The organism is Syntrophomonas sp. (genome assembly GCF_028707975.1).
Classification (GTDB): domain Bacteria; phylum Bacillota; class Syntrophomonadia; order Syntrophomonadales; family Syntrophomonadaceae; genus Syntrophomonas.
Genome location: NZ_JAQVZX010000007.1, coordinates 1 through 26295 on the forward strand (window position 1 = coordinate 1; position 26295 = coordinate 26295).

Annotated in this window: 24 protein-coding genes; all 24 read left to right on the forward strand. The window is 43.1% G+C overall.

Annotation, left to right across the window (positions count from 1 at the left end):
• Nucleotides 1-374: 374 nt before the first annotated feature.
• The 24 genes from PHP87_RS01830 to PHP87_RS01945 all read left to right on the forward strand — a co-directional run bounded on the left by PHP87_RS01830 (nucleotide 375) and on the right by PHP87_RS01945 (nucleotide 26254).
• The gene (locus tag PHP87_RS01830; protein ID WP_299917772.1) at nucleotides 375-800 is read left to right on the forward strand and encodes a hypothetical protein; all 426 of its coding nucleotides are present in this window, start codon (nucleotides 375-377) and stop codon (nucleotides 798-800) included.
• A 540-nt stretch (nucleotides 801-1340) separates the two neighbouring features.
• Nucleotides 1341-2141 carry a 4-hydroxy-tetrahydrodipicolinate reductase gene (gene dapB / locus PHP87_RS01835; protein ID WP_299917774.1) on the forward strand — a complete coding sequence of 267 codons (801 nt, stop codon included), beginning with the start codon at nucleotides 1341-1343 and terminating at the stop codon, nucleotides 2139-2141.
• Nucleotides 2142-2399: 258 nt separating this feature from the next.
• Nucleotides 2400-3314, forward strand: coding sequence for a dipicolinate synthase subunit DpsA (gene dpsA / locus PHP87_RS01840; protein WP_299917775.1), 915 nt, complete (start codon nucleotides 2400-2402; stop codon nucleotides 3312-3314).
• A gap of 16 nt (nucleotides 3315-3330) precedes the next feature.
• On the forward strand, nucleotides 3331-3927 hold the full coding sequence (locus tag PHP87_RS01845; protein WP_299917778.1) for a dipicolinate synthase subunit B: 597 nt from the start codon (nucleotides 3331-3333) through the stop codon (nucleotides 3925-3927).
• Between the two features lie 116 nt (nucleotides 3928-4043).
• A complete protein-coding gene (locus PHP87_RS01850; RefSeq protein WP_299917779.1) occupies nucleotides 4044-5060 on the forward strand; it encodes an aspartate-semialdehyde dehydrogenase in 1017 nt (338 codons plus the stop codon).
• A gap of 19 nt (nucleotides 5061-5079) precedes the next feature.
• A complete protein-coding gene (dapA, locus tag PHP87_RS01855; protein WP_299917781.1) occupies nucleotides 5080-5958 on the forward strand; it encodes a 4-hydroxy-tetrahydrodipicolinate synthase in 879 nt (292 codons plus the stop codon).
• A gap of 823 nt (nucleotides 5959-6781) precedes the next feature.
• Entirely contained in the window at nucleotides 6782-8443 is a 1662-nt protein-coding gene (locus tag PHP87_RS01860) for a ribonuclease J (RefSeq protein WP_299917783.1), read from the forward strand.
• Between the two features lie 137 nt (nucleotides 8444-8580).
• Entirely contained in the window at nucleotides 8581-9279 is a 699-nt protein-coding gene (locus PHP87_RS01865) for a ClpP family protease (protein WP_299917786.1), read from the forward strand.
• A complete protein-coding gene (locus tag PHP87_RS01870; protein WP_299917787.1) occupies nucleotides 9276-9509 on the forward strand; it encodes a YlzJ-like family protein in 234 nt (77 codons plus the stop codon). Before PHP87_RS01865 ends, PHP87_RS01870 begins: the two co-directional genes overlap by 4 nt.
• An 86-nt stretch (nucleotides 9510-9595) precedes the next feature.
• A complete protein-coding gene (gene uppP / locus PHP87_RS01875; RefSeq protein ID WP_299917789.1) occupies nucleotides 9596-10381 on the forward strand; it encodes an undecaprenyl-diphosphatase UppP in 786 nt (261 codons plus the stop codon).
• A 221-nt stretch (nucleotides 10382-10602) separates the two neighbouring features.
• On the forward strand, nucleotides 10603-12867 hold the full coding sequence (locus PHP87_RS01880; protein WP_299917791.1) for a DNA translocase FtsK: 2265 nt from the start codon (nucleotides 10603-10605) through the stop codon (nucleotides 12865-12867).
• 111 nt (nucleotides 12868-12978) lie between these two features.
• Nucleotides 12979-13944, forward strand: coding sequence for a PfkB family carbohydrate kinase (locus PHP87_RS01885; RefSeq protein ID WP_299917793.1), 966 nt, complete (start codon nucleotides 12979-12981; stop codon nucleotides 13942-13944).
• Nucleotides 13945-14158: 214 nt separating this feature from the next.
• Entirely contained in the window at nucleotides 14159-14896 is a 738-nt protein-coding gene (locus tag PHP87_RS01890) for a RodZ domain-containing protein (RefSeq protein WP_299917795.1), read from the forward strand.
• Between the two features lie 6 nt (nucleotides 14897-14902).
• On the forward strand, nucleotides 14903-16222 hold the full coding sequence (rimO, locus tag PHP87_RS01895; protein WP_299917798.1) for a 30S ribosomal protein S12 methylthiotransferase RimO: 1320 nt from the start codon (nucleotides 14903-14905) through the stop codon (nucleotides 16220-16222).
• Nucleotides 16219-16755, forward strand: a complete 537-nt coding sequence (gene pgsA, locus PHP87_RS01900) for a CDP-diacylglycerol--glycerol-3-phosphate 3-phosphatidyltransferase (protein WP_299917800.1) — start codon at nucleotides 16219-16221, stop codon at nucleotides 16753-16755. The genes rimO and pgsA overlap by 4 nt, the downstream gene beginning before the upstream one ends.
• Before the next feature lie 110 nt (nucleotides 16756-16865).
• A complete protein-coding gene (locus PHP87_RS01905; protein ID WP_299917802.1) occupies nucleotides 16866-17408 on the forward strand; it encodes a hypothetical protein in 543 nt (180 codons plus the stop codon).
• A gap of 2 nt (nucleotides 17409-17410) precedes the next feature.
• A complete protein-coding gene (locus PHP87_RS01910; RefSeq protein WP_299917803.1) occupies nucleotides 17411-18892 on the forward strand; it encodes an AAA family ATPase in 1482 nt (493 codons plus the stop codon).
• Between the two features lie 283 nt (nucleotides 18893-19175).
• Nucleotides 19176-20429 (forward strand): competence/damage-inducible protein A, encoded by a 1254-nt coding sequence (locus tag PHP87_RS01915; RefSeq protein WP_299917805.1) that lies wholly within the window; start codon nucleotides 19176-19178, stop codon nucleotides 20427-20429.
• Between the two features lie 2 nt (nucleotides 20430-20431).
• Nucleotides 20432-20992, forward strand: a complete 561-nt coding sequence (gene thpR / locus PHP87_RS01920) for an RNA 2',3'-cyclic phosphodiesterase (RefSeq protein WP_299917885.1) — start codon at nucleotides 20432-20434, stop codon at nucleotides 20990-20992.
• A 122-nt stretch (nucleotides 20993-21114) separates the two neighbouring features.
• Nucleotides 21115-22149, forward strand: coding sequence for a recombinase RecA (recA, locus tag PHP87_RS01925; protein ID WP_299917808.1), 1035 nt, complete (start codon nucleotides 21115-21117; stop codon nucleotides 22147-22149).
• Nucleotides 22150-22570: 421 nt separating this feature from the next.
• The gene (rny, locus tag PHP87_RS01930) at nucleotides 22571-24118 is read left to right on the forward strand and encodes a ribonuclease Y (protein WP_299917887.1); all 1548 of its coding nucleotides are present in this window, start codon (nucleotides 22571-22573) and stop codon (nucleotides 24116-24118) included.
• 202 nt (nucleotides 24119-24320) lie between these two features.
• Entirely contained in the window at nucleotides 24321-24812 is a 492-nt protein-coding gene (locus PHP87_RS01935; protein WP_299917811.1) for a hypothetical protein, read from the forward strand.
• A 14-nt stretch (nucleotides 24813-24826) separates the two neighbouring features.
• On the forward strand, nucleotides 24827-25612 hold the full coding sequence (locus PHP87_RS01940; protein WP_299917813.1) for a TIGR00282 family metallophosphoesterase: 786 nt from the start codon (nucleotides 24827-24829) through the stop codon (nucleotides 25610-25612).
• 381 nt (nucleotides 25613-25993) lie between these two features.
• On the forward strand, nucleotides 25994-26254 hold the full coding sequence (locus PHP87_RS01945; RefSeq protein WP_011640662.1) for a stage V sporulation protein S: 261 nt from the start codon (nucleotides 25994-25996) through the stop codon (nucleotides 26252-26254).
• The last annotated feature ends 41 nt before the right edge of the window (nucleotides 26255-26295 follow it).

Genomic DNA, 26295 nt, shown 5'->3' on the forward strand with positions numbered 1-26295 from the left:
GTCGCTTTTAATGTTGCACCCTGCGGGCACTTCTGATGCTCCCTTTGGTCGCTTTTAATGTTGCACCCTGCGGGCACTTCTGATGCTCCCTTTGGTCGCTTTTAATGTTGCTGAGCGGTATATTTTATGCAAACGAATGCATATTAATAAGTTTTTGCACTAAAGGAATAATTAACTTCAAGTCGAATTAAAACTATAACAATGACCTTATTAATATCCAGCGCAATTATAGTCCAGAACATTACCGGTAATATCTGTTAATCAGGTTAATATTACTATAGTTGCCAAAAAACACTGAGCTCGCCAAACAATCAAAGCTCTTACCAGTCTCAAACGATTGGGAGAGATTTTTGTTCCGGGGGAGGGACTTTACAATGAATGAATTGTTAAAAACCCTCTACAAAGATATATTGCAGCAGGTAATGGTACTGGAATCCTGCAAAAAGGAGCTTAGCATCCAAATCCTTTTAACCAGAGACTTAACAGGCCGACTGGACTTAATATTGCGATTTTTAGGCTACGACCTGGATAAACATGAACTTTTGGAACATGCAGCCGTACTTGCCATCTCCAACCAGGAAGAATCCATAGTTGAGGATCTGGAAAAACTCTATGCTTATATTGAAGGTAATGATTTAATCCAGAAAATTAGGGATGAAATCAAATTTATGCAAAGATTTATAAAAACTATCAATAAGGCTATAAAGCATCCTAATTTGAGAACTTTTTATGAAAGACGGATGGTTCAGGAAATCAGTAAATATGTTCTAGAGCAAGCCAGGCTATATAGTGCCATTTAATTTACATTTGATTCCCCTGCAAAAAACCCTTTTTGTTGCATAAGGGTTGCATGAATATAAAAAACGCTGGTGAAGGTGAAAGCGGGCGTTCGAAGACCGCCCTTACAATGCCTTGCAGTCGCTATTAAGGTTGTTGCGCCTGATTCGGAACGACACGGGGGTCGTTCCCTAAATACCCTGCGATCGCTATAATGGTTGCACCCTGCGGGCACTTCTGGTGCTCCCTTCGGTCGCTATTAAGGTTGCTTAGCGGTATAAATATGCACACTAATGCATATTTATTACTTTTTGCAGTGACATTAAATTTAAAACTAGAGAGCAATTGCTGGGGTACTCCGGTCGAGCTCAGCTTGACTATTGTGATAAATTATAACGAGGTGAAATATGTCCCCCGCTTCTTTAAGCGGTCGGGTTCCTATTAACAAAGCAGGCGGCGGGTTTTAATCCCCCACCTCGTTGCAGCGGTGTGTTGAAATTGCTCCGCAGTTTCTTCAGATGCTTAAATATAGGATTTTTGGATAGCATGCGGGAGGTTTTATTATGAAGCAAAAGGCCAGGGTAATAGTAGCGGGGGCTCTGGGGAAAATGGGCAAGGAAACACTTAAAGCTATTGCCGGGGACGAGGAACTTGAGCTGATAGCTGCGGTGGATCTTAAGGCCAAAGGAGAAAATATTGCCGACTTAATGGGCATGGTTGGATTGGATATAAACCTGGAAAACGACCTCGACCTGGTTTTGGAAAGGTTCAGGCCAGATGTAATGGTGGACTTTACCAATCCCCAGGCGGTCTTTAATAACGCTAGAAGCGCTTTGAAAAAAGGAGTGCGCTGTGTAATTGGAACAACGGGCTTAAACGAAATAGAAATCAAAGAACTGGAGAGGCTGGCAGGAGAAAAGCAGGTGGGGGCAGCCATTATCCCTAACTTTGCTATTGGGGCCGTATTGATGATGAAGTTTGCCAGTGAAGCGGCCAAGTACTTTCCTGAGGTGGAAATTATAGAGCTGCACCATGATCAAAAAATGGATGCCCCTTCTGGTACTGCCATAAAAACCGCCGAAATGATAAATCAGAATCGACCCTTGAGGCCGCCCAGAAATGTTCGGGAATTTGAGAAAATAGCTGGTTGCCGTGGGGGAGATCTGGGCCAGGTAAGGATTCATAGTGTACGCTTACCAGGTTTAATCGCTCACCAGGAAGTGATTTTCGGAGGCGCCGGCCAGGGCCTCAAAATCAGGCACGATTCATTTGATAGAGCTGGTTTTATGCCCGGTGTAGTGATGGTAGTCAAGAAAATACTCCACTGCAAGGAACTGGTCTATGGTATGGAGAATTTTCTCTAAGTTCAGTTCTTATATCTCAAATTGTATATTAAAGTGAGTTGCGAAAAGGCTATAGTCTGCTTAGCTCAGCTGTAGCCTTCTTTCGTTTTCTGACTCTACTGCAAAAAAACTAGTGGTTGTGTCCCCCGGGCATGGGAGGTTGTTAATTCAAATCCCCTTAAACAGCCCTGGCTTATTAAGACAAGCACCACTGTTATGGCAAATACATATAATGCTATTGATTGTGGCTACAGAATTATCCCAAAGGAGGACTTAAGGGTGAGTTCGCTGCTTTCGGGAAAAAGAATTGCTGTTCTGGGTGGAGATGACCGGGAGCTAATTCTGATATCTGAACTGGTAAAAAGGGGAGCCATTTTAAAAGTTGCTGGCTTTCCCAGTTCCAAATTATGCGATGGAGCTTCTGCTGTTAATAGCGTAGAAGACGCTTGCCGGGATGCAAAAGTCGTGATATTACCTCTGCCAGGAACCAGCTTGGAAGGAATTATTCGTGCTGTCTATGCCGGGGGCGAGCTTAAGCTTAGCGAAAAGGCGGTGGCCGTTTTAGCAGATAATGCTCTGCTTATTATTGGTTCAGCCCGTCCTTTTCTCAAGGAGTGGGTAAGAAAGTATAGTCTGCGGCTCATAGAAATTACCGAGATGGATGATATCGCCATAATGAATTCCATTCCAACTGCCGAGGGAGCCATTCAGATAGCCATGGAAGAAAGCAAGATTACGATCCACGGGAGCAGGAGTTTAATTATTGGTTTTGGTCGCATTGCGATTACTCTTGCACGCACCCTCCGGGCTCTGGGTTCAGATGTTACGGTGGTGGCAAGAAATGAAGGGCAAATGGCCAGGGCCTATGAAATGGGCTGTAAAAGAGCCCATTACTCAGAATTAACCACAGCTATAAGTAATAGTAATTTTGTTTTTAACACTGTTCCCAGCATGGTGCTAAGCAAAAGTGTCTTAAGACAGGCCAATTGCGATGCCTTAATCATTGACCTGGCTACCCAGCCCGGAGGGACTGACTTCGAAGCAGCGAATGAATATGGTTTTAAAGCAATTCTAGCCCCCGGGCTTCCGGGTAAGGTGGCACCGATTTCGGCGGGTAAGATTCTGGCCGAACTGGTTCCGCGTTTAATAATAAAAGAGCTAGGTAAAATGGGGCAGAACCTGGTTTTGGAGTAAAGAGGAGGTGGCAAAAGTGCAAAAGACCCGTTTAAGGGGAGTCAGAATAGGAGTGGTTCTGACCGGTTCCCATTGTACCACTGCCGAGGTGCTCCCTCAGATCAAGAATCTTAAAGAGGAAGGAGCCGATATTTATCCGGTGTTTTCCTACACAGTAAACGAGGTGGATAATCGTTTCTATAAAGTAAATGATTTAAAAAATGAAATAAAGGAAATAACTGATCGACCTTTAATTAATAGCATTGTTGGGGCTGAACCAATCGGACCGCAAAGGTTGTTGGATATTGTGGTAGTTATGCCGGCAACGGGTAACACCATCGCCAAGCTTGCCAATGGAATTGTTGACACCCCGGCTTTAATGGCAGTGAAAGGCCAGTTAAGGAACCAGAGACCGGTGGTAATTGCTCTATCAACTAATGATGCTTTAGGTATAAATGCAAAGAATATAGGGATGCTGATCAACATGAAAAACATATTCTTTGTTCCATTCCGGCAGGATAGCCCACTGGAAAAGGTTAATTCGCTGGTTGCTTGTATGGATAAGGTGGTTGATACGATTGTCTATGCTTTACAGGGTAAACAAATACAGCCAGTTCTCCTTGGCCCGATTTGATCTTTTATAAAAACCCGATTTGCTGGTTGGCTTTATTACAATCACCCCATTGTCCTTGAGAATAGAAGAGGTATTGTGCTAAAATACAGAATAACATTTAACGGGAGGCAGGATTTGTGGCAAAGGGAGTTAGACTTGCAATTGTAGGAGCAACAGGCGCCGTAGGACAGGAAATGATGAAGATTCTGGAAGAACGAGAGTTTAAAGTGGAGGAACTAATTTGCCTGGCTGACCCTCGTGAAGAAGGAAACAAAGTGAGATTCAGAGATGAAGTTCTTACGGTAAGAGCAGTTAATGCTGAAGCATTTAAGCAGGCAGATCTGGCGTTATTTGCTGTTAATACTGATATAAGTAAGGCTCTGGCTCCACTAGCCCGGGAGAATAATTGCCTGGTAATTGATAATAGTTATGCCTTTAGGTTGGAGGAAAATGTGCCTCTGGTGGTTCCTGAGGTAAACTCGGAAGATATTGCCAAGCATCAAGGGATTATTGCTAACCCTAATTGCTCTACCACAATAATGGTTGTGGCAATTAACCCTATTCATCAGGCAGCTCGGCTGAAAAGGGTTTTGGTTTCGACCTACCAGGCAGTTTCCGGAGCGGGAAAAGCTGGAATTGACGAGCTTGATCAGCATGTTCGGGACTATTTGGCTGGAGAAGACATGGTTCCAGAGGTTTTCCAGCATCCAATAGCCTTTAACCTTATACCTCATATTGATGATTTTATGCCGGATAATTATACCCGCGAAGAAATGAAACTAGTCTGGGAGACCCGCAAGATAATGCATGCTCCAGATCTGAAGATTGCTGCTACAGCAGTTAGAGTTCCGGTATTTAGAAGCCATTCCGAATCCATTAGTGTGGAGACGGAAACTCCACTTAAGGTGGAGGATGTTAAAATGATTTTCTCCCAGGCCCCCGGAATAGTTTTGCAGGATCAACCGGAAAATAAACTTTATCCTATGCCCCTTTATACTTCTAACAAGGATGAAGTTTATGTAGGTAGGATTAGGCAGGACTTGTCTTTAGATAATGGTATTCTTTTTTGGGTGGTGGCCGACCAGATTCGAAAAGGTGCAGCTACTAATGCCATACAAATAGCGGAAATAGTGGTTAGAGATAGTCTTTATTAAATTGGATGGTGGTGAAGAAATGTCAGCTCCCCGCTTAATGACAGCCATGATTACTCCCTATGGGGATAATTTGGAGGTAAACCTTTCTCGGGCGGTTAAACTGGCTGAATACCTTTATGAAAATGGTAGTGAAGGTATTGTTGTTTGCGGTACAACCGGAGAATCCCCGGTTCTCAGTGCTGATGAAAAACTGCAGCTATTTACCGCAGTAAAAGAAAAAATGGGGGATAAGATTCCAATATGGGCAGGTACCGGGTCAAATTATACTGATTATTCGATTGATCTTAGTCGTAAGGCGGAAAAGACTGGAGTAGACGGAATCATGCTGGTTACTCCTTATTATAATAAACCCAGCCAGGAAGGCCTTTACCAGCACTTCAAAGCCATTGCCGGCAGTGTTTCCTTGCCAGTGATGCTTTACAATGTCCCGGGACGCACGAGTTGCAACCTGCTTCCAGAGACGGTTAAGAGGCTGGCGGCTATTGATAATATTGTAGCTATCAAAGAAGCCAGCGGTAATATGGATCAGGTTTCTTTATTGAAGAATCTGCTTGGAGAAGATATCTTAATATACTCCGGAGATGACTCACTTACTCTTCCGATGCTGGCTTTGGGCGCTCATGGGGTGGTTAGCATTGCTTCCCATCTGGTGGGTAAGAGAATGAAGGAAATGATTGATGCTTTTATCTGTGGCGACAACAAAGCGGCAGCGTCGATTCATGGGCAGCTCTTTCCCTTATTCAAAGCTTTATTTGTTACTACCAATCCTATACCTCTCAAGGAAGCCTTGAACATGTTGGGAATGAGGGTTGGTGGCTTTAGATTGCCTCTGACAGCTGCCGGAGAAGATGAAAAGAAGTTAATAAAAGATGTATTGCTCCAGTACCATTTATTATAAGGCTGGAATAAATTATAATTGCAGGGGCATTTTGCACTATGGATGATTACATAAATTAGCCGGTTTAGGCCATCCAGCTTGGAGCAAGTGTTTTTATTTCATCAAAATAGATTTTCAGTTGCAAACAAGGGTAGATTAATATATCTACCCTTGTTTGCAACTTCTTTTCGTTAAAGAAATTGCTGGACAAGAATCAGGCGGTACTCCTTAATTTAAGTATTTATTGATGTCACTGCAAAAAGTAATAAATATGCCTTAGTGTGCATAAATATACTGCTCAGCAACCTTAAAAGCGACCGCAAAGCATTGTAAGGGCGGTCTTCGACCGCCCGCCTTTACCTTCGCCAACGCTCGTTTTGTATATTCACGCAACCCTTATGCAACAAAAAGGGTTTTTTGCAGTGGAGTCTTTATTGAGTTGTATCAGGCACTGTAAAAGGTTATAATTAAATTGAACGATTTGGACGGTATTTTAGGTAATCTGAGCATTAGTAAGAAAAGTGAGGAGTGAGGGGTTAAGTTTTTTTACTACATCTTACTATTCAATAGCCTAAAACTCACTTTTCATCAGTAGTTGTGGCCCCCGGCCATGGGGGGGGTTAATACGAATTATCTATGGTAAATGGCATTAGGTTCGGTGCTGTTAATGCTTTTGTTAATTACATAAGGATATTTGAAGGGGTTTTAGTTAAGCCTAATTAGCTTGACGGGTTTAGATAAGATCACAAAACATTTTTAGGAAATTAAGCGATTCTAATCCTTACTGTAATTGTGCGGCTGTTGCGGAACGATTTAAAAAGTTGAATATGAAGAGGGTGTTTTGATGTCTGAAGAGTCTCGTGTTAAAATTATTCCCCTGGGCGGATTGGGGGAAATTGGGAAGAACATGACTGCCATCAGATATCAGGATAGTATTTTAGTTATTGATGCCGGGCTTATGTTCCCTGAAGAAGAATTGCTGGGTATTGATATCGTAATTCCTGATATTACTTATCTGATGGAAAACAAAGATAAGGTTGAGGCCATATTGCTTACCCACGGACATGAGGATCATGTGGGAGGGCTTCCTTATGTATTGAAAGAAATAAATGTGCCCGTATATGGAAGCAGGCTAACCCTGGGAATTGTAGAGGAAAAGCTTAAAGAACACAACCTGGGAAGTGTCCAATTGCAGACTGTTCGTCCCCGTGATCTAATATCTATTGGTCCTTATGAAGTGGAATTCATAAGAGTTAGTCATAGTATTCCCGATGCTCTGGCCATAGCCCTGCACACCCCGCTCGGAATAATACTGCATACCGGAGATATCAAGCTGGACCAGACGCCAGTCGATGGAGAAGTGGTGGATTTTCGGAAATTAGCCGAACTGGGCGAAAAAGGCGTACTGGTTATGCTGGGTGATAGCACTAATGCTGACAAAGTGGGATTTACCATGTCGGAGAAGGTAGTGGGGAATACCTTTGATGAATTGTTTGGCAAATGTGAAGGTCGCATAATTGTTACTACCTTTGCCTCCAATGTTCATCGAATTCAGCAAGTAATCTCTACAGCCCAAAAATATGGGCGTAAAGTAGCAGTGGTAGGACGCAGTATGGTTAATAATGTGCGTATATCCAGTCAACTGGGCTATATGAATATTCCCGATGGAATATTGATTGAGATGGAGGATATTGGTAAGTATCCAACGGGTGAGATCGTTATCGTAACTACTGGTTCTCAGGGTGAGCCTATGTCTGCTCTTACCCGAATAGCCACGGCGGATCATCGCTGGGTGGCTATTGAACCAGGGGATACTGTCATTATATCAGCTACTCCTATCCCCGGAAATGAAAAATTGGTGGCAAAAACGGTTGACTTGCTATTTAGGCAGGGTGCAGAAGTGATATATGAAAAGGGGGCAGGAGTACATGTCTCTGGTCATGCCTCGCAGGAAGAATTGAAAATCCTGCTGAATCTTATCCGACCCAGGTATTTTATACCCGTGCATGGTGAATACCGGCATTTGATGAAGCATGCTAAACTCGCGGAAAGCCTGGGTATACCGAGATCACGCATTTTTGTTGCCGAAAATGGCCAGATAATCGAGGTGGGAAAAAAGAAAGCCGTTACCAGTGGGAAAGTAACAGCAGGAAAAGTACTGGTAGATGGACTGGGCGTAGGAGATGTGGGTAATATTGTACTTCGCGACCGCAAACAGCTTTCCCAGGATGGTATCATGATTGTAGTGGTTACAATAAACAAAGAATCCGGTGAAGTAGTAGCGGGGCCCGACATTGTTAGCCGTGGTTTTGTTTATGTCCGCGAATCCGAGAAGTTGATTGAGAATGCTAAAGAAAAGGTCAATGAGGCCCTGGAGGTATGCTCCAAAAGGAATATAAGCGAATGGGCCGTTATAAAAGCTCAGGTTCGCGAGAAGCTGGGTAAGCATCTGTATGAAAAAACAGGTCGTCGACCCATGATATTGCCAATCATAGTAGAGGTATAAATCTGAATTAAAAAGGGGCAGGCTGGACTCTGCTTCATTAGGTCCAGCCTGCCCCTTTTGTTATTTTCATGTATTATTTTCTCCCTTGGGGTGATGCTAAGAAAAAGGAAATATACTGAAGAAGGGAGCAAGGTGTTTTGCGGCAACCCCACCATACGTCAAGCAGTGAAACTGAGCAAAAAGTAGAAAACATCAAAGAACTGGGTCAGATTGAAGTACCCAGTTTCAAGAGCGATATCCATTGTATAACCATTTCTGGTCAGGTTGAAGGCCATATGGTACTTCCCCCGCAGAATAAGACCACTAAATACGAACACATTATACCCCAACTGGTAGCAGTGGAAGAAAATCCGCAGATTAAGGGCTTGTTGGTGGCGCTTAATACTGTGGGTGGAGATGTGGAAGCTGGCCTGGCACTGGCCGAAATGATAGCCAGTCTCTCTAAACCTACCGTTTCCATAGTATTAGGGGGCGGGCATTCTATAGGCTCTACCATTGCAGTCTGTACAAATTATTCGTTTATTGCCCCTTCAGCTACTATGACGATTCACCCAATACGTTTGACTGGTTTAGTAATCGGAGTACCCCAAACCTATGAATACCTGGATAAAATGCAGGATCGGGTGGTTCGTTTTGTAGTGGAGCATTCTAATATAAGTGAAGAAAAGTTCCGGGAATTAATGTTCAGAATGGGAGATCTGGCCCGTGATATTGGTACTGTACTGGTAGGTAAGGATGCGGTTGATTGCGGTTTAATTGACCAGTTGGGCGGCATCAAGGATGCCCTGGCCAAAATACATGAATTAAAAAATGCTCCCGGGGGAATGGTACAATGATATTTTATACACCTGATCCCATGGAATACCTTGCTTACGGTCAGGAGTTAGGAGAGCCTATAATTCTGAAGCTTCCGTCAGGGGGAGTGATTAATGCGGTGAAAGATGAATCCAGGCAATTAAGAATATTAAATATTGTGAGCACTGACCCCCTGGATTATTTAAATAGCCAATACCAACCGGGAACAATTATTGCTATGCAGCCGGATTGGGAAAAATTAAAAGCTTGATGGCAGCAGGCTCAAGCATTTTGCAGACATTTATCACAGGCAATGTGATATAATCTAAAAAGTGTTTTTCAAGGGGAGAGAGGATTTTGACTTTATTTCAGGCGATAGTTTTGGGTGCGGTACAAGGATTAACCGAATTCCTTCCCGTAAGCAGTTCTGGTCATTTGGTTATTTTCCAACATATTTTTGCTATTGAAGAAGCCCCCTTAACTTTTGATGTATTGGTTCATCTTGGCACTCTAATTGCGGTATTTATAGCCTTTTGGGACGATATTTTGGGTATATTGAAGAAGCCTTTTTGCCGTTTGACATATTTGCTTATTGTGGGATGTATTCCTGCTGGATTAGCTGGTTTTCTCCTGGCTCCGTATTTCGAAAAGGCCTTTGACTCTCTTTTAGTAGTAGGAATTGCCTTGATATTTACGGGAATACTCTTAAGCTTGTCTGAAAATTTAGCTCAAAGGCATTTTGGCCTGAAACAAGAGGAAGAGACCGCCTTTTCAGATGCATTATTTATTGGCATTCTTCAGGCCCTGGCCATTGTACCGGGTTTATCTCGCTCAGGTTCTACCATAGCTGCCGGTTTGATGGCCGGTCTGGATCGGGAATTTGCAGCTCGATTCTCTTTCTTGCTTTCCATTCCGGTAATAATCGGAGCCGGTATTTTTGAATTAAGTGATGTATTTGTTACCGGAATACCTGCCAGCAACATCTTACCTTACACTTTGGGGCCGTTGACAGCAGCTCTATTCGGCTTATTTGCCATTAAAGTAGTGTTGGGTCTGGTGCGAAAAGGGAAATTGGCATATTTTTCTTACTATTGTTGGATTTTAGCGGTCATTACCCTATGTTGGTATAATATAGGTAAATAGAATACAGAGTAAACGGGGGGTAAGCCCCTGTTTTTTCATTTATGAGGAAGGATTATACCAATAATTGGCGAACACATCTATAGTATTTACTCCACTAAAAAACCCCTTTTGTTGAATAAGAGTTGTATAAATATAACAAACGGTATTGGCGAAGCATGGATGCAACACCCCGGCTAAGGTGTGCAGGCGAAAGGGCGCGCGTGACAGGATGTCGCAAGCAAATGGCTTCTTTGTATCTGGGAACAAGAGGTGAAATAATCATTCAAGATAAGGGAAAAAAGCCTAAAGCCAAATCCGAAAAAACAAAAGACAAAAGTAAAATAAGCCGGGAGCGGATAAAAAGGGAAATAATAGCACTGGTTGTCTTCATGCTGGCTATTTTTGTCTATATTAGTGTGAGCCGATTTAGCGGCAGGGTTGAAAGCACACAATTTATTGGAGTTCTGGGCACCTATATTTTAAAGGGTTTAGAGCTTTTGCTGGGTAGTGGAGCATTGTTTTTCTCTTTTTATTTGTTGTTCTGGTCTATGGTTATTGGTATTGATAGGAAAATATGGTCTATTCGCATGTGGGGAGCCAGCCTTATATTTTTATCATGTTTACTCTGGCTCAGCCTTTATGATATACCAAGCGGATTAAGTGCCTGGGAAGCAGGAACTAAAGGTATGGGCGGCGGGATTTTGGGCGGTGTTCTGGTTACCGGGGTTATTACCTTGCTTGGGAAAGTAGGAGCAACAATAATTTTAATTTTAAATATGGCAGTTGCTATTTTGCTGATAGTGGGTAAACCCATTAAGGTTATTATTGACTTTATTATTAATTCCAGCCGTGTTTTAAAGAGCAGCCTGGACAAGATAATGTATTATGAGGCTGATGATGATTTGCCGCTACCGGGAGAAAGTCGAGATCAGGTAATAATTAACCATCCAGAATCGTCACCAGGGGAGATCGGGAATGAGTGGTCGCGGGTGGAAAATGCCCCCTTGTTGCCTGAATCGGCCATTAGTCTTGATAAATCAATTTCTTATACAGATAAGAACAAAATCCGGTCGATAAGTAGTCAGCTTGATTATCAGAAGCCCCCTTTGGATTTGCTGGGTGAAGTTAGCCGGGAAAGAATTATTGATAAAAAAAATATCAAGGAAAGTATTGGAGTTCTAGAAGATACCTTTGCAAATTTTGGCATCAAGGTGAAAGTCAACCAGGTTAGCTGTGGACCAGCTGTAACCCGTTATGAACTTACGCCGGCTCCGGGGGTTAAAGTTAGCAGGATTCTAAGTCTTACTGATGATTTGCAGTTGAACCTGGCTGCACCGGGAATAAGAATAGAGGCTCCTATTCCAGGGAAATCAGCAGTGGGCATAGAAGTTCCCAACAGTAAACTCTTAAGTGTAGGTTTACGCAACCTCCTTTCTTCGCCGGCTTTCAAGAATTTAAACACTCCTCTGGCCTTTGCTTTAGGGGAGGATATCAGTGGCAATACCGTGGTGGGAAAGTTGAACGATATGCCTCATCTTTTGATTGCCGGATCCACCGGATCGGGGAAAAGTGTCTGTATCAACAGTATGATAATGATCTTCCTGTTCAATTCGACACCGGATGAATTAAAATTTGTCTTTATAGATCCTAAAATGGTTGAGCTCGCTGCTTATAATGGTATTCCTCATTTAATGACTCCAGTAGTTACCGATCCCAAGAAGGCCTCGGTGGTACTGCGCTGGATGGTTTCAGAAATGGAAAAACGCTATAAAATGTTTGCTGATCGAGGGGTAAGAGATATTCAGAGATTTAATCAGCTTAGCGAAGAAAGCTTGCCTTATATCGTAATAATCATTGATGAACTGGCTGATTTGATGATGGTTTCGCCTGTTGAGGTGGAAGATTCCATTTGCCGACTGGCGCAAATGTCCCGGGCTGCTGGGATGCATCTGATTGTCGCCACCCAAAGACCTTCAGTAGATGTGGTTACTGGTATAATTAAGGCCAATATTCCCTCGCGTATAGCTTTTGCAGTTTCTTCCCAGGCTGATTCGCGGACCATCCTGGATTCTTCTGGAGCGGAAAAACTCTTGGGGAAAGGGGACATGCTTTTTTTGCCGGTAGGAGCAGCAAAACCTTACCGGGTACAAGGGGCTTATGTTAGCGATGGAGATATCGAGAAGGTGGTCAATTATGTCAAAGAACAGCTGCCCCAGTCCGAAGAAGCCGAGGTAGCCAGCGAGATAGATATGGCTCTGGATAGATTGGAAGAGGACTATGGCGATGAACTCTTTTGGGATGCGGTAAGCGTTTTTGTAGAGAATCGTAAGGCCTCAGTATCCTTGCTGCAGAGACGCTTACGCATAGGTTATGCCCGGGCGGCACGCCTGGTTGATTTGATGGAAGATAGGGGAATAGTATCGGAATTGGATAGCAGCAAAAAGCGCGAAGTTTTAATCGATAGAGAGCAATTGGATAAACTATGCAGCAACTCTAAACTGTGTTAATATGCAGGCAGTGTAAAGTCCAGGTTGCCATTTTACTATAGCCAGGATGGGGGCGAGGTTGTAACATTTTACCAGCTTTTGCCCTGAGCCATTTTAAAAGGGAGATTGAATATGAGGTTAACCTCTAGAGAAAAGGAAATTTTTGAAGTATTGAAGAAAGAACCTCTGATTTCTCAGGAGGAACTGGCACAACGCTTAGCTATAACTCGTTCGTCAATAGCGGTCCATATATCCAACCTGATGAAAAAAGGTGTAATTCTGGGAAAGGGATATGTTTTTAACGAACAGGTCTCAGTAGTTGTTATTGGAGAAAGCTACTATTACATCAAAACCAGTGGGGCAGAAGATGATTGTTCGATTAATATTGGCTTGGGAGGATTTGCTGTCGATACAGGAAGAATTTTTGCAAACTTTGGCTTAAATGTTAAACTAATAACTATAATAGGAAATGACAATGAAGGAACAAATATTTTAAATGAACTGCAAGGTAAAGGTATCGATACAGTAAATATATTTAGACATACCAAAAAAAGAAGCTGTCGTAAAATATTCTTAAACGATAATCGGATACTGGAAGAAAATTTTAGTATGCAGGAATATGAGAAGGCAATTGATGCTAGAGAATGGGTAGTTTTCAACTGTGAATGGTTGGCAGTTGAAAGCAAGTTTCAGGAGCTTTTGCATCTTAAATCAATTGGAAAGGATGAGGAGAAACTCCCCTTCTTCTGCACCTACCGTTACTTGGATTTAATAGAAGAAATGCCACCTTATTTGTCACGCTATGCTCTGTTGGTTTTAGGGGTACAAGATGATAGTATACTGGACTATTATTCAAGCCAGGCTCAGATGTTGAGTTCTGATGGAGTGCAAAGCATTGTTCTAAGTGACGGAAACACGAGGCTGCTTTATTTTCAGCAAGGAATCGCTTATGAGTTTCCCTTACTCCCCAACCAGAGTTTTGATAGTAGAGAGGGATTACCTGCTTTATTAGCAGGGATTGTTTATGGCCTATCCAGTGGTTATTCTTTGCGACAGGCAGTTAGAATAGCTATGGGTACAGCCTCGTCTAATGATTGAGGCTTTTGCATAATTCTTCCGCGAAAATGGTTTAAATATGCAGTGTGTGTAAAAGATAACAACACTATATATTGTAGTTTTTAAAAATATCCTCACTGATATTTTGATTCTCCTGCAAAAACCCCTTTTTGTTGCATAAGGGTTGCATAAATATACAAAGAGGCTTATAAATCGATAAAATTTAGGGTCAGGATCTAATTAGGAGTGAAGTAAATTGGCATGGGGAAAGACTCTCCGTGAGAGGCGAGAACAACTTGGTTATACTCTGGAATTTGTGGAAGAGGAAACCAAGATACGAAAATACTATTTGGAAGCCCTGGAAAATGACCATTTTTCTTTGCTTCCGCCGAAAATCTATGCCAGCGGTTTTGTAAAGCAATACGCTCGAATGTTGGAGTTGGATGAAAAGCAGATAGTGGGTGAGTTTAGACGATTGGCTTATGGGGATGGTGAGGATAATGATGACATCAACCTTAAACAAACGCTATCATCTGAACCGAAAAGCTGGTTTCGTTTCAAAAACCTCTTTTTTGCCCTGGCTTTTTTGGTACTGGCAGTATGGTTGGGCAATTATTTAGTAGACTATTTGGCGCAGGAGGGAACCCGGAATATGGGTTCGGGGATTTCGCGGCAAGAACAGCCAAATGAACAAGGGCACAACGATAAGCCAAAAAAGGAAGCTCCCGTGGCTAAAACTGCCCGGCTAGAAATCGAAGCCAAACAAAAGTGCTGGACGCTGGTAAAGGTGGATGATGAAATTATATATTCAGGTACTTTAAAAGCAGGTGAAAATAGAGTTTTCGAAGGAAAGCAGTCCATTTACATCAAAGCCGGAAATGCCGGGGGTATAGAGATAACTTTTAATGGTCATAAAGAGGGCACAATGGGTATGCCTGGGGAAGTGAAAGAAAGGGAATTCCTGGCCCCGGGGAAGCAAGTTAAACAGGAGTAATAACGGGTGAATATTGGTTTTATTAGTCTAGGCTGCTCCAAAAACCAGGTGGATACTGAGGTAATGATGGCGACCCTGAAGAAGGCGGGACATAAAATAGTGAATTCGCTGGAAAGAGCGGATTTGGTAATTGTGAATACCTGCGGTTTTATTACACCGGCAAAAGAAGAATCAATAGAGGCAATTATTGAAACTGGTGAATTAAAGAAAACGGGAAGCCTACAATATCTTATAGCTGCTGGTTGCCTATCCCAGCGATATGGTCGAGATTTATTAACAGAAATACCGGAACTCGATGGGGTTTTTGGCATATCCTCTCTATCCTCTATTGCCGGGGTTGTTGAACGGGTTGTTCAGGGAGAGAGAGTCTCCTTTATGGAAGCACCGCCGCTTATATATTCGGAAAAAGGGCCGCGAATGCTCAGCACACCCCCAGGGTCTGCCTATCTGAAAATTAGTGAAGGCTGTAATAATTCTTGTGCTTACTGTGTCATTCCCTCCATCCGCGGCAGATTGCGTTCCAGACCACTTGAGGAATTGCTGGATGAAACGGCCCAGTTGCTTAAGATGGGTGTTAAAGAATTGGTTCTCGTAGCCCAGGATACTTCCGCCTATGGCCATGATATTTCCCCCCGGACTACACTGCCGATGCTCTTGAGAGAGTTATCCAGCATTGACGGACTAGAATGGATTCGTTTAATGTACTTGCATCCTCTTTACTTGAGCGATGATATAATTGATACTATTGCGAAAGAAAGCAAGGTGCTTCCTTATCTCGACATTCCCATTCAACATGCTTCTTCTCGAATTCTAAAACAAATGCATCGCCAGCATGATAATAAACATTTGCGTATGATGATAAGCAAGTTGCGAGCAAGAATCCCCAATCTAGCCTTGCGCACCACAGTAATGCTTGGATTTCCCGGTGAAGAGCAAAAAGATTTTGCAGAGCTCTATGAATTTGTGGCTGAAAGTCAATTTGATTGGTTGGGAGCTTTTTGTTTTGTCCCAGAGGAAGGCAGTGAAGCTGCATTGATGCCCGAGCAAATTGAGGATAAAATCAAGGTAGAACGAAGGGATAAAATACTTAGACTCCAGCAAAAAATTACCCGACAAAAGAACCTGGCGCGAATTAATTCCCGGGAAAAGGTTTTAATTTCTTCGCAACTCAGCAAAAATTTATATGCCGGAAGAACATATTTTCAAGCTCCTGAGGTTGATGGCTTGACTCTGGTAAAAACAGAATCCAAGTTGGCCAAAGGTAGCTTTGTTGATGTACAATTAGTAGGTGTAAGGAACTATGATATGATTGGGGAATACCAATGAATGTGCCAAACAGCTTGACATTGATGCGGATTTTTTTAATCCCTGTTTTTGTACTGATTTTGTTAATCAAAATTCCTTATGGGGACTATTTTGCAGCTGCTGTTTTTATTACTGCTGCTTTGACGGATAGCCTGGATGGGTATTTGGCAAGAAAATGGAAACAGGTTACCAAACTGGGGATTATTCTCGACCCCATAGCTGATAAACTCTTAATTACGGCAGCATTGATCAGTCTGGTTGAATTGGGGAGAATTCAGGGTTGGATTGCCATAATAATTCTGGGACGGGAATTTGCCGTATCGGGATTGCGGGTGGTCAAGGCCGAAGAAGGAATTATTATTCCAGCCAGTAAACTGGGCAAAATTAAGACCATAAGTCAAATAGTGGCCGTTATTTTAATTATTCTGGAAAAAGCCTACCAACCCTATATTGATCTACCATTGGGACGATGGGTAATGTATTTTGCGGTAGTCATAACATTAATATCCGGCTTTGAGTACTTTTATCGCTTCAAGTTGCATTCCGATGGCTAGAACTTACCCTACCTCGCTACTCTTCTTTTTCTGCGTAATTACCAAATATTAATCAACTCTTTGCCAGCAGGGTCTATGTTATAATAAGCAGGTGAGGGGGGCAAAATTCGATGAAAAACAACGAATTTCGCGTATTTATTTCTATTGCCGCCTTGATTTTAAGTCTGGGTGTTTTCTTAGGTGCTTACAACCTATATGTTAAATGGGGAATAGAGAAACCCCTTAAAGCTGAGTTGTTGGTACAAGAAGGGGTAAAGAAAGTCGAAGTTAATAAAGGTGAAAAGGGATATGAAATTAAGGTGGAGCTAAAAAAGGTGGACAACATTCAGCAGAGCTATGTGGATATCAGCCGAGTTTTGAATAGCAGATTGAACGATGGAGACTATGAATTGAAGATTGGTGACCAGCGCAACCAGGATTTACAAGCGTTTTTTAATACCCTTCAACCTGCGATTTATGAAGCTCTTGCCGATAAGTGTTTTATTTGGCTGAATGAACTGTTAGCTGAGAAAGTTGCTGCCCAGGGAATGAAGCACGCTATGTATATCGATAAAGAGCGCCTCTATCTTCAGATTTGGGACGAGCAGAAATATCTTTATGAAGTAATTGAAAGAACTAGCAGTAGCAGCCCGGCAGAAACAGGGAGGAAGTAGTTGTGAGGGAGATTTTGGTAGGCTCAGCCGTAGGCCTGGTAGTATTTCTTGCTATCATCGGTGTTAATATCATCCCCTTTGTTTTAATTGCCCTGATAATGGGAGGGTTTTTCTTTTTTATGCAGACCCAGGGCTCAATTAAGTTCAATGAAGTGGGAGGGGCGCTAAAAAATTCTCGCCATGCCCGCTTCGAAGATATAGGGGGGCAGGATGCGGCCATTAAAGAATTGCAGGAAGCCCTGCAATTTATTTTAAGACCGGATGAAATAGGTAAGATGGGAATCAGGCCCATTAAAGGCATTCTACTGGTAGGGCCGCCAGGTACCGGCAAAACTTTACTGGCCAGGGCTGCTGCCAGCTTTACCAGTTCTATTTTCATTGCTGCTTCAGGTAGTGAGTTTATCGAAATGTATGCGGGAATTGGGGCCAAGAGGATTCGCCAGCTTTTCAAAGATGCCCGCGTCAAAGCTAGTAAGGCAAAAAAGAAGAGCGCAATCATTTTTATCGATGAGCTGGAAATACTGGGGGTTAAGAGAGGAAGTAACAGCAGCCACATGGAATACGACCAGACGCTAAACCAGTTGCTGGTGGAGATGGATGGTATCAGCCAAAACGAAGAAACCCGCTTATTAATAATAGCCGCAACCAATAGGGCGGACATGCTGGACCCGGCACTTTTGCGACCAGGCCGTTTTGACCGTCAGGTTCAGGTAGGCTTACCGGACAAACACGGTCGGACTAAAATTCTGAATATCCATACCCGTAACAAGCCTTTAGATGACGAATTGATACTGGAGGAGATTGCCCGAGCCACATTTGGATTTTCTGGCGCCCATTTAGAAAGCCTGGCGAATGAAGCGGCGATTCTGGCTATGCGGGAAAAATTGCCTAGAATCGAAGCCCGGCACTTTGAGGAAGCTATCGATAAAGTAATAATGGGAGAAAAAATGGATAGAAAACCATCCTCCAAGGAGATGGAACGGGTAAGTATACATGAAAGCGGTCATGCCCTGGTTAGTGAACTCCTGCAACCAGGATCGGTTTCAGCCCTGACTATTGTTCCGCGGGGTGGTGCTCTGGGTTTTATGCGTAAAGCTGCCCAGGAAGACCAGTATCTCTATACCCGCGATGAACTGGAAAAACAGATTATGGTTGCGCTGGCTGGAGCCCTGGCTGAGGAAATTATCTTTGGCAACCGCAGTACTGGCGCCCGCAATGATTTTGCCCAGGCCTGGGATCTGGTACGGGGAATTATAGATGCCGGTCTCTCATCACTGGGAATAGTAAAAGCTGAGGAAATACCTACTCCCACCTTTTATCGGGAATGTAAGGCCATAATAAAGGAGTTGGAAGAGCAAACCAGGGAACTATTGCAGGAAAATATCCTGGCCCTGGAAAAGATAGCTGCCGGCGTATTGGATGAAGAATCCCTTGATCGCAACCGGCTGTTAGCTTTGCTGCAGTTATCGGAAATAGCTTCATGAGAAAGAGACGATGCTTTTGTTTTAAAGATTGTTCTTGGGGACTAACGATTCCAGGCCAGGTTCTAGACCTGGCTGTTTTGTTTTTATCAATTTTATTAGCCCAGCGGATATTTTTTGCACCGCTATGGAATTTGTAATAGAATAAAAAGGGAAAATTGAAATTGAGCTTGCTTAAGTGAGTATATTTAAGTAACCAAAATAGGACTCTGCTGCAAAAACCCTTTTCTAGGCAAGCTTATAACTTTTTGCAATGACATCAAGATCATATAAGGAGATGCTGGGAATGAAAACAGCCTGTCTTATTTCCACTGGCACTGAATTGCTGCTCGGTACTACCAATGACAGCAATTCGACATATATTGCCGAAAGGCTATTTAATCGAGGAATCAGGGTGGTTGGAAAGGTAGTAGTGGGGGACAATCATAATACGATAAAAAAGGCCTTTGAGAATGCCCTGGACCTGGCAGATATTGTTGTTTCCAGTGGCGGTCTAGGACCCACCAGAGATGACTTGACAAAAGAAGTAGCTTGCGAAGTAATGGGATGTGATATGCTGATAAACATGGTGGAAGTACAAAGGCTGAAAGATTATTTTGCCCGCCGCCAGAGGTCCATGCCTGAATCCAACCTGAAGCAAGCACTGTTTCCACCAGAAGCAGAGATAATATATAACTCGCTGGGAACTGCTCCTGGTATGTACCTCAAAAAGGATAATAAAGTTCTAGTACTGCTTCCGGGCCCGCCACGGGAGATGGAACCGATGTTTAAACAGGAAATTGAACCCAGGCTGGAAAGAGACTTCCCCCAGGCGGTAAACCGGGTGATACGAAGGACCATAAAAATCCTGGGTCCCGGGGAGTCACAGCTGGAAAAGATGTTGGATAGTGTAATGGACGCTTATCCTGAGCTTGCTATGGCCCTGCTGGCAGTAGATGGTGAAATACACATAAAGCTTACGGTTGAGGGTCAAGATATTAATCACAGTCAAGAGCTTATGGAGAAAGTAAGCCAAAGCATCAAAGAATCTGTGGGTCGTCATATAGTGGGCTATGATGATGATAGCCTGGTTTCGGTTGTGGCCCGCTGCCTGGTAGAAACGGAGAAAAAACTAGCCGTTGCTGAATCCTGTACTGGGGGATTATTAGCCAAGATGATAACTGACTTGCCCGGAAGTTCTGAGTACTTCTGGGGCTCAGTCACTTCTTATAGCAATGAAGCCAAGATGCTTTACCTGGATGTTAAGCGGGAGACTTTAGAAAAACATGGTGCAGTTAGCCCGGAAGTAGCCCGGGAGATGGCTCAGGGTATGCAAAAAAAATCTGGCGCAGAACTGGCCCTTTCCATTACTGGAATTGCGGGACCCAATAGTGATGCGAAAGAGAAGCCGGTGGGTTTGGTCTACATTTGCCTGGCTGCCGGAGATCTTTTGCAAGTTAAAGAAATGCACTTTGTGGGAAACCGAGAGTCCATTCGTATACTGGCCGCTAAAACAGCGCTTGATCTTCTGCGCAGGCATTTAATAAATGGAGGGCGATAATTCTGCGAGCCTTTTTAGCTATTACAGTACCTGACTATTTGAAAGACTATGCCTTTAGCATAAAAAAACAGCTGGTTTCGACAGCGGCAGATGTAAAATGGGTGGAAAGAGAGAATTACCACTTGACCCTGAAGTTTCTGGGCGAAATCAAGCCGGAACTCACGGAAAAAATCAAGCAAGATATGGAGTCCGTAGCTGACTCTTGTCCCATCCTCCAGCTGCGAGTAAATAAACTGGGAGTATTCCCCAACCAAAAGCGACCGCGGGTAATCTGGCTGGGGATTGAAGGGGAAATGGAAAAGCTCAATTTCCTGGGTGAAAGGGTTGATGCTCATTTATACATATTGGGTTTCGAACCCGAGAAAAGACGCAGTTTCCATCTTACTTTGGGCAGGATACGTTCGGAGAGCAATAAAGAGCTTTTGCTGCAACAGCTGGCTCTCATCAATCGGGAAGTTGAAAATATCTCTTTTCCCGTCCACGAATTTCAATTGATGGAAAGCCAGCTGTCGTCCCGGGGACCCACTTATCTTCTTCATAAGAGATTTATGCTCAGGGGCTAGTAAACGGCGTGAGCAATGTAGGGGCAGGCCCATCCCCTTGACAACCCAGAAATAATTTGACATTTTTAGATAATTCATATATTCTTAATTAGAAACGAACAAATGTTTGAGGAGGGTTTTGGGTGGAGATTAACGAGTTAAATAAAGGTAAATTGGAGGCCCTTAATAGCACTATTAAGAATATTGAAAAACAGTATGGCAAGGGATCAATAATGAAACTGGGTGATGCTGTCAGTATGAATGTTGAGGTTATTTCTACGGGATGCATTTCCCTGGACCTGGCACTGGGTGTGGGAGGGATACCACGGGGTCGGGTAATTGAAATATTTGGACCGGAGTCATCGGGAAAAACCACGGTAGCTTTACATGCTATCGCTCAAGCTCAAAAAGAAGGCGGTATGGCAGCTTTTATTGATGCTGAACACGCGCTGGATCCACTTTATGCAAAGAAACTGGGAGTTGACATCAACAACCTACTGGTGTCTCAACCTGATTCTGGCGAACAGGCTCTGGAAATTGCTGAGGCTTTGGTCAGGAGCGGTGCGATTGACATTATAGTTATCGACTCGGTAGCGGCTCTGGTTCCCCGTGCTGAGCTGGATGGAGAAATGGGAGACATTCATGTGGGTTTGCAGGCACGCTTGATGTCACAGGCATTAAGAAAGCTCACAGCTCACATAGGTAAGTCCAACGCCTGTGTTTTGTTTATCAACCAAATACGGGAGAAGGTAGGAGTAGTCTACGGCAATCCAGAGACAACCACCGGTGGCCGGGCCCTGAAGTTTTATTCTTCCGTAAGAATAGAGGTAAGAAAGGGTGAGACGATAAAGCAGGGTGCAGATCCGATAGGTAATAAAACCAAAGCCAAGGTAGTAAAGAATAAGGTGGCTCCCCCCTTCAAAACTGCGGAATTTGATATTATGTATGGGATAGGTATTTCGCGGGAAGGCGATTTCCTGGATATCGCTGTTGCCATGGATATAATTCAGAAAAGTGGTTCCTGGTATGCCTATCAGGGCGAACGATTGGGACAAGGACGGGAAAATGCCAAGGAATATCTTAAAAATCACTCTGAATTCATGGTTTTATTGGAAAGCCGGATAAAAGAAATGAAGCAGGAAAAGAATATAGCAAGCAACCCGGCAGAGGAAGCTTGACAGCCATAGGGAAACTAACTAATATTTATATAAAGCTCTGGTTGGAAGTCTTACCTGAAAAGCTTGACCATATAGACTGCTTATTTATATAGATGTTGTCCATTGGCTATGAAGGAAACCTATATCTTTCCGATATACGGCATACTGCCAGGAAGTGTTAGCTTGTCTGTTAAGGTTAAAGTGAGTTGTTGTAATGCTCACCATTATATTATGGGATAAGTATGGGGTGTTCCATTCTTGCCTTAGTATCTTGTGGTGCAAATAACAATATTAGGTACTTAAAGGCTTCTCTATGAACCGAGTTTCAACTCGGTTTTTTGCTTTCCAGGCTAGATTTTCCTTAAACCGGATTGGCCGGCAGTGATCAAAGCCAGCAGATTAAAGGCATGAATACTATTTATTGAAAAATAAAAAAAAGGAGGTGATAGAGATAGACCTAACTAGTTTTGTTATAATTACCCTTTCTTTGGCCGTGGGATTAATCGGGGGTTATTATGGGAGACGCTTTCTGGCGGAAAGCAGAATAGGTACTGCTGAAGAAGAAGTAGCCAAAATGCTGGATGAGGCTACCAAGGAAGTTGAAGCAAAAAAGAAGGAAATTTTGCTGGAAGCCAGGGATGAGATCCATCGCAACCGACAGGATGCCGAAAAGGACATCCGTGAGCGGCGGCGTGAGCTGGATCGAGTCGAAAGACGCATAATACAAAAGGAAGAAATGATTGACAAGAAGACGGAAAACATGGAAAAGAAAGAACAAGTTCTTCTGGACAAAGAGAAAGAAACCGAGAAAACCCAGCAAGACTTGCAGATGATTCTTAGTCAACAACTAAAGGAATTGGAGCGTCTTTCCGGATTAAGTTCTGAAGAAGCCAAAGAATTACTCTTATATAATACTGCACAACAAATTAGACAGGAAACGGCCTTATTGATAAGGAGCATTGAGAGCGAGGCCAAGGAAGAAGCTAATAAGAAGGCTAAAAATATTGTATCACTGGCCATTCAAAGGTGTGCCGCCGATGTTGTTTCAGAAAGCACCGTATCGGTGGTTCCTTTGCCCAATGATGAAATGAAAGGTCGAATCATAGGTAGGGAAGGGCGAAATATTCGTACTTTTGAGGCTTTATCGGGAGTTGATTTGATAATCGATGATACCCCGGAAGCGGTTATTTTGTCATCCTTTGACCCGATTAGAAGAGAGGTTGCCCGGGTTGCCCTGGGTAATTTGGTATCTGATGGGCGAATCCATCCGGCTCGTATTGAAGAAATGGTGGAGAAAGCCCGGAAAGAGATAGACCAGGAAATTCGTGAAGTAGGTGAACAAGCCGCCTTTGAGGTGGGAGTTCATGGTTTGCATCCAGAGCTGATCAACTTGTTGGGGAGGCTAAAATACCGTACCAGCTACGGACAAAATGTTCTTCGGCATTCAGTGGAAGTGGCCCATCTGGCTGGGATTATGGCAGCCGAATTGGATGTTGACATAATGCTGGCTAAACGTTCCGGCCTATTGCATGATATAGGGAAGGCTGTTGATCATGAGGTTGCTGGTCCTCATGTCGAAATAGGGGTTGATCTGGCTAAGAAATATCGGGAAAACAAGGATGTTGTTCACGGTATAGCAGCTCATCATGGAGATGTAGACCCAGAAACGGTAGAGGCCGTTTTAGTACAGGCCGCCGATGCCATATCAGCATCTCGTCCGGGAGCCAGAAGAGAAACGCTGGAAACCTATATAAAACGATTGGAAAAACTGGAAAATGTGGCCGAATCTTTTTCTGGAGTCGACCGTACTTTTGCCATTCAGGCGGGTAGGGAGATTAGGATAATTGTCAAACCAGAAGAAATTGATGACCTGCATTCGCTTAATCTGGCTCGGGATATAGCCGCCAAGATTGAACAGGATCTTGATTATCCCGGTCAAATTAAAGTTGTTGTTATTAGGGAGACCAGATCAGTAGAATATGCCAAGTAATTCAAGGAATAGAAGCTACATAAAAGAAGTAATTTCTTCTTCCTGGGTTCTGGCAATCATAAAAAAGGGCTTATTTCGAGCCCTTTTTTTATGCTCTTGCGTAATGGAAAGCCTGCTATTTTTTACAAGTCCTAAATTAAAGGACTTTACTATTTCCCTGAAGAAATGGTTTATAATTAGTTTTTTAAGGAGAAGATGGGTAATGGACAGAGATTTGGGACTGGATGTTTTTTTAACAGTTTCGCTTAATCATCCGGAAATAAATGCAGTGAAATACCTGGCCGATAAAGAGCAGCTGATATTGGAAGTGGCTCTTAACGGTACAATCGGAATCGCCAGGCGGGAGTCCTTCTTGAAAAAAACCAGGGATTGCCTGAATTTGTTTCACCAGCTTTTAGGACAAAAGCCAGGGTTAATGGAAGTTGAATTGATTGATAAATCAGAACTTTCCTTTTTGCGATTTTACCGAGATGTGGGAACCTTGTCTCAGGATGAGATAGGTATGTTAATCTTGCTATTGCGAGAGGAATTTGATAATTTACTAGTAAAGGATAATAATGATATAGTGGCTAAAGATGCATTTAAGAGAAAGCTCAAACGAAGTCTCATGCAAAAAATAAACCGGGATAGCTCCAATTCCACCGATTTCCTGGCCTATCGCAAGGAAGGTCGGGTATTTGTATTTAACCGGTAGACGGAGGTTGTTTTTTGAATATTCTTGTTATTGGTGATATTGTTGGCAGACCTGGTAGAAGAGCTATTCGAACCTTATTACCCCAAATCCAAAAAGACCATAATATTATGTTTACCATAGCCAATGCTGAAAATGCGGCTGGAGGAAGGGGTTTGAGCCGTGAGGTAATGAAGGAACTGCTTTCCCTTAATATTGATGTTTTAACCATGGGTAATCATGTTTGGGATAACAAAGAAATATTTGGCTTCGTTGATGATGAACACCGTCTGATAAGACCAGCCAATTATCCTCCTTATTGCCCCGGACAGGGGTATCATGTATATTCCGCCGCTTTTAACCAGAAGATCGCGGTGGTCAATGCTTCAGGGAGAGTTTTTCTGCCGTCTCTGGATTGTCCTTTTCGAGTTGTAGATGATATTGTTGCCGAGCTGCAAGAAAAATCCGATTTAATTATTGTAGACTTTCATGCTGAAGCCACCAGTGAAAAGCTGGCCTTTGCCCATTATTTTGATGGGAGAGTTGCTGCCGTTCTAGGTACTCATACCCATGTTCAAACTGCCGATGAAAAGATATTACCCAGGGGGACAGCCTATATCACCGACCTGGGGATGACCGGACCGGTTGATTCCATTCTGGGTATGCAAAAAGAGCAGGTTATTCAAAAGATAATTACCCAGAGACCGGTGCGGCTTGAGGTGGCGAAGGGAGCCTGCCAGATTCAGGCTGTAGCATTAACCTTCGACGAGGCTAGCCATAACTGCATCAGCATTGCGCGAATTTCACAGAAATTACCGGCCTAAGTCATAAATTCTCTCTTTACTTCAATGTAACAAGGGGAAGGTTCTCTTGTTACATCCCGCACTCCTTATTTTCGTATAACCCCCGATGGCCGGGGCCGCAACCACCGATGAAAATAGGGGCAACAAGAATAAGAATATTTTTTGATACAACCTTAACAGTCACACCCGCAGGGTCTGCGCCCTTCTGCATCAAAACTCTATTTTCTAATCAAATCCTTATGATCCTATATCAGAAGAACCGGCCCCATGATAAATTACGGGTTCATGAAAATTTAACCAAAACAATTATGGAAAAAAGAAGGAATTACCAGATAAGTTTAGAATATAGATAAATATAGAGCAACTTATCTGTTTTTATAATTTTTGAAGGGGGTTATATTAGTGGAGGTATTAAAAGTCTCAGCTAAATCCAGTCCTAATTCGGTTGCAGGGGCTCTGGCAGGAGTTTTACGAGAAAAAGGAGCTGCTGAAATACAAGCTATAGGTGCAGGAGCCATCAACCAGGCTGTGAAAGCAATAGCTATTGCACGTGGATTTGTTGCTCCCAGTGGCATGGATCTGATATGTATCCCTGCTTTTACCGATATAAAAATTGATGGAGAGGAAAGAACCGCCATTAAGCTAATTATTGAGCCCAGATAATATGATATTAAAATTTGCCGTTATAGAATATTAACCTGCCA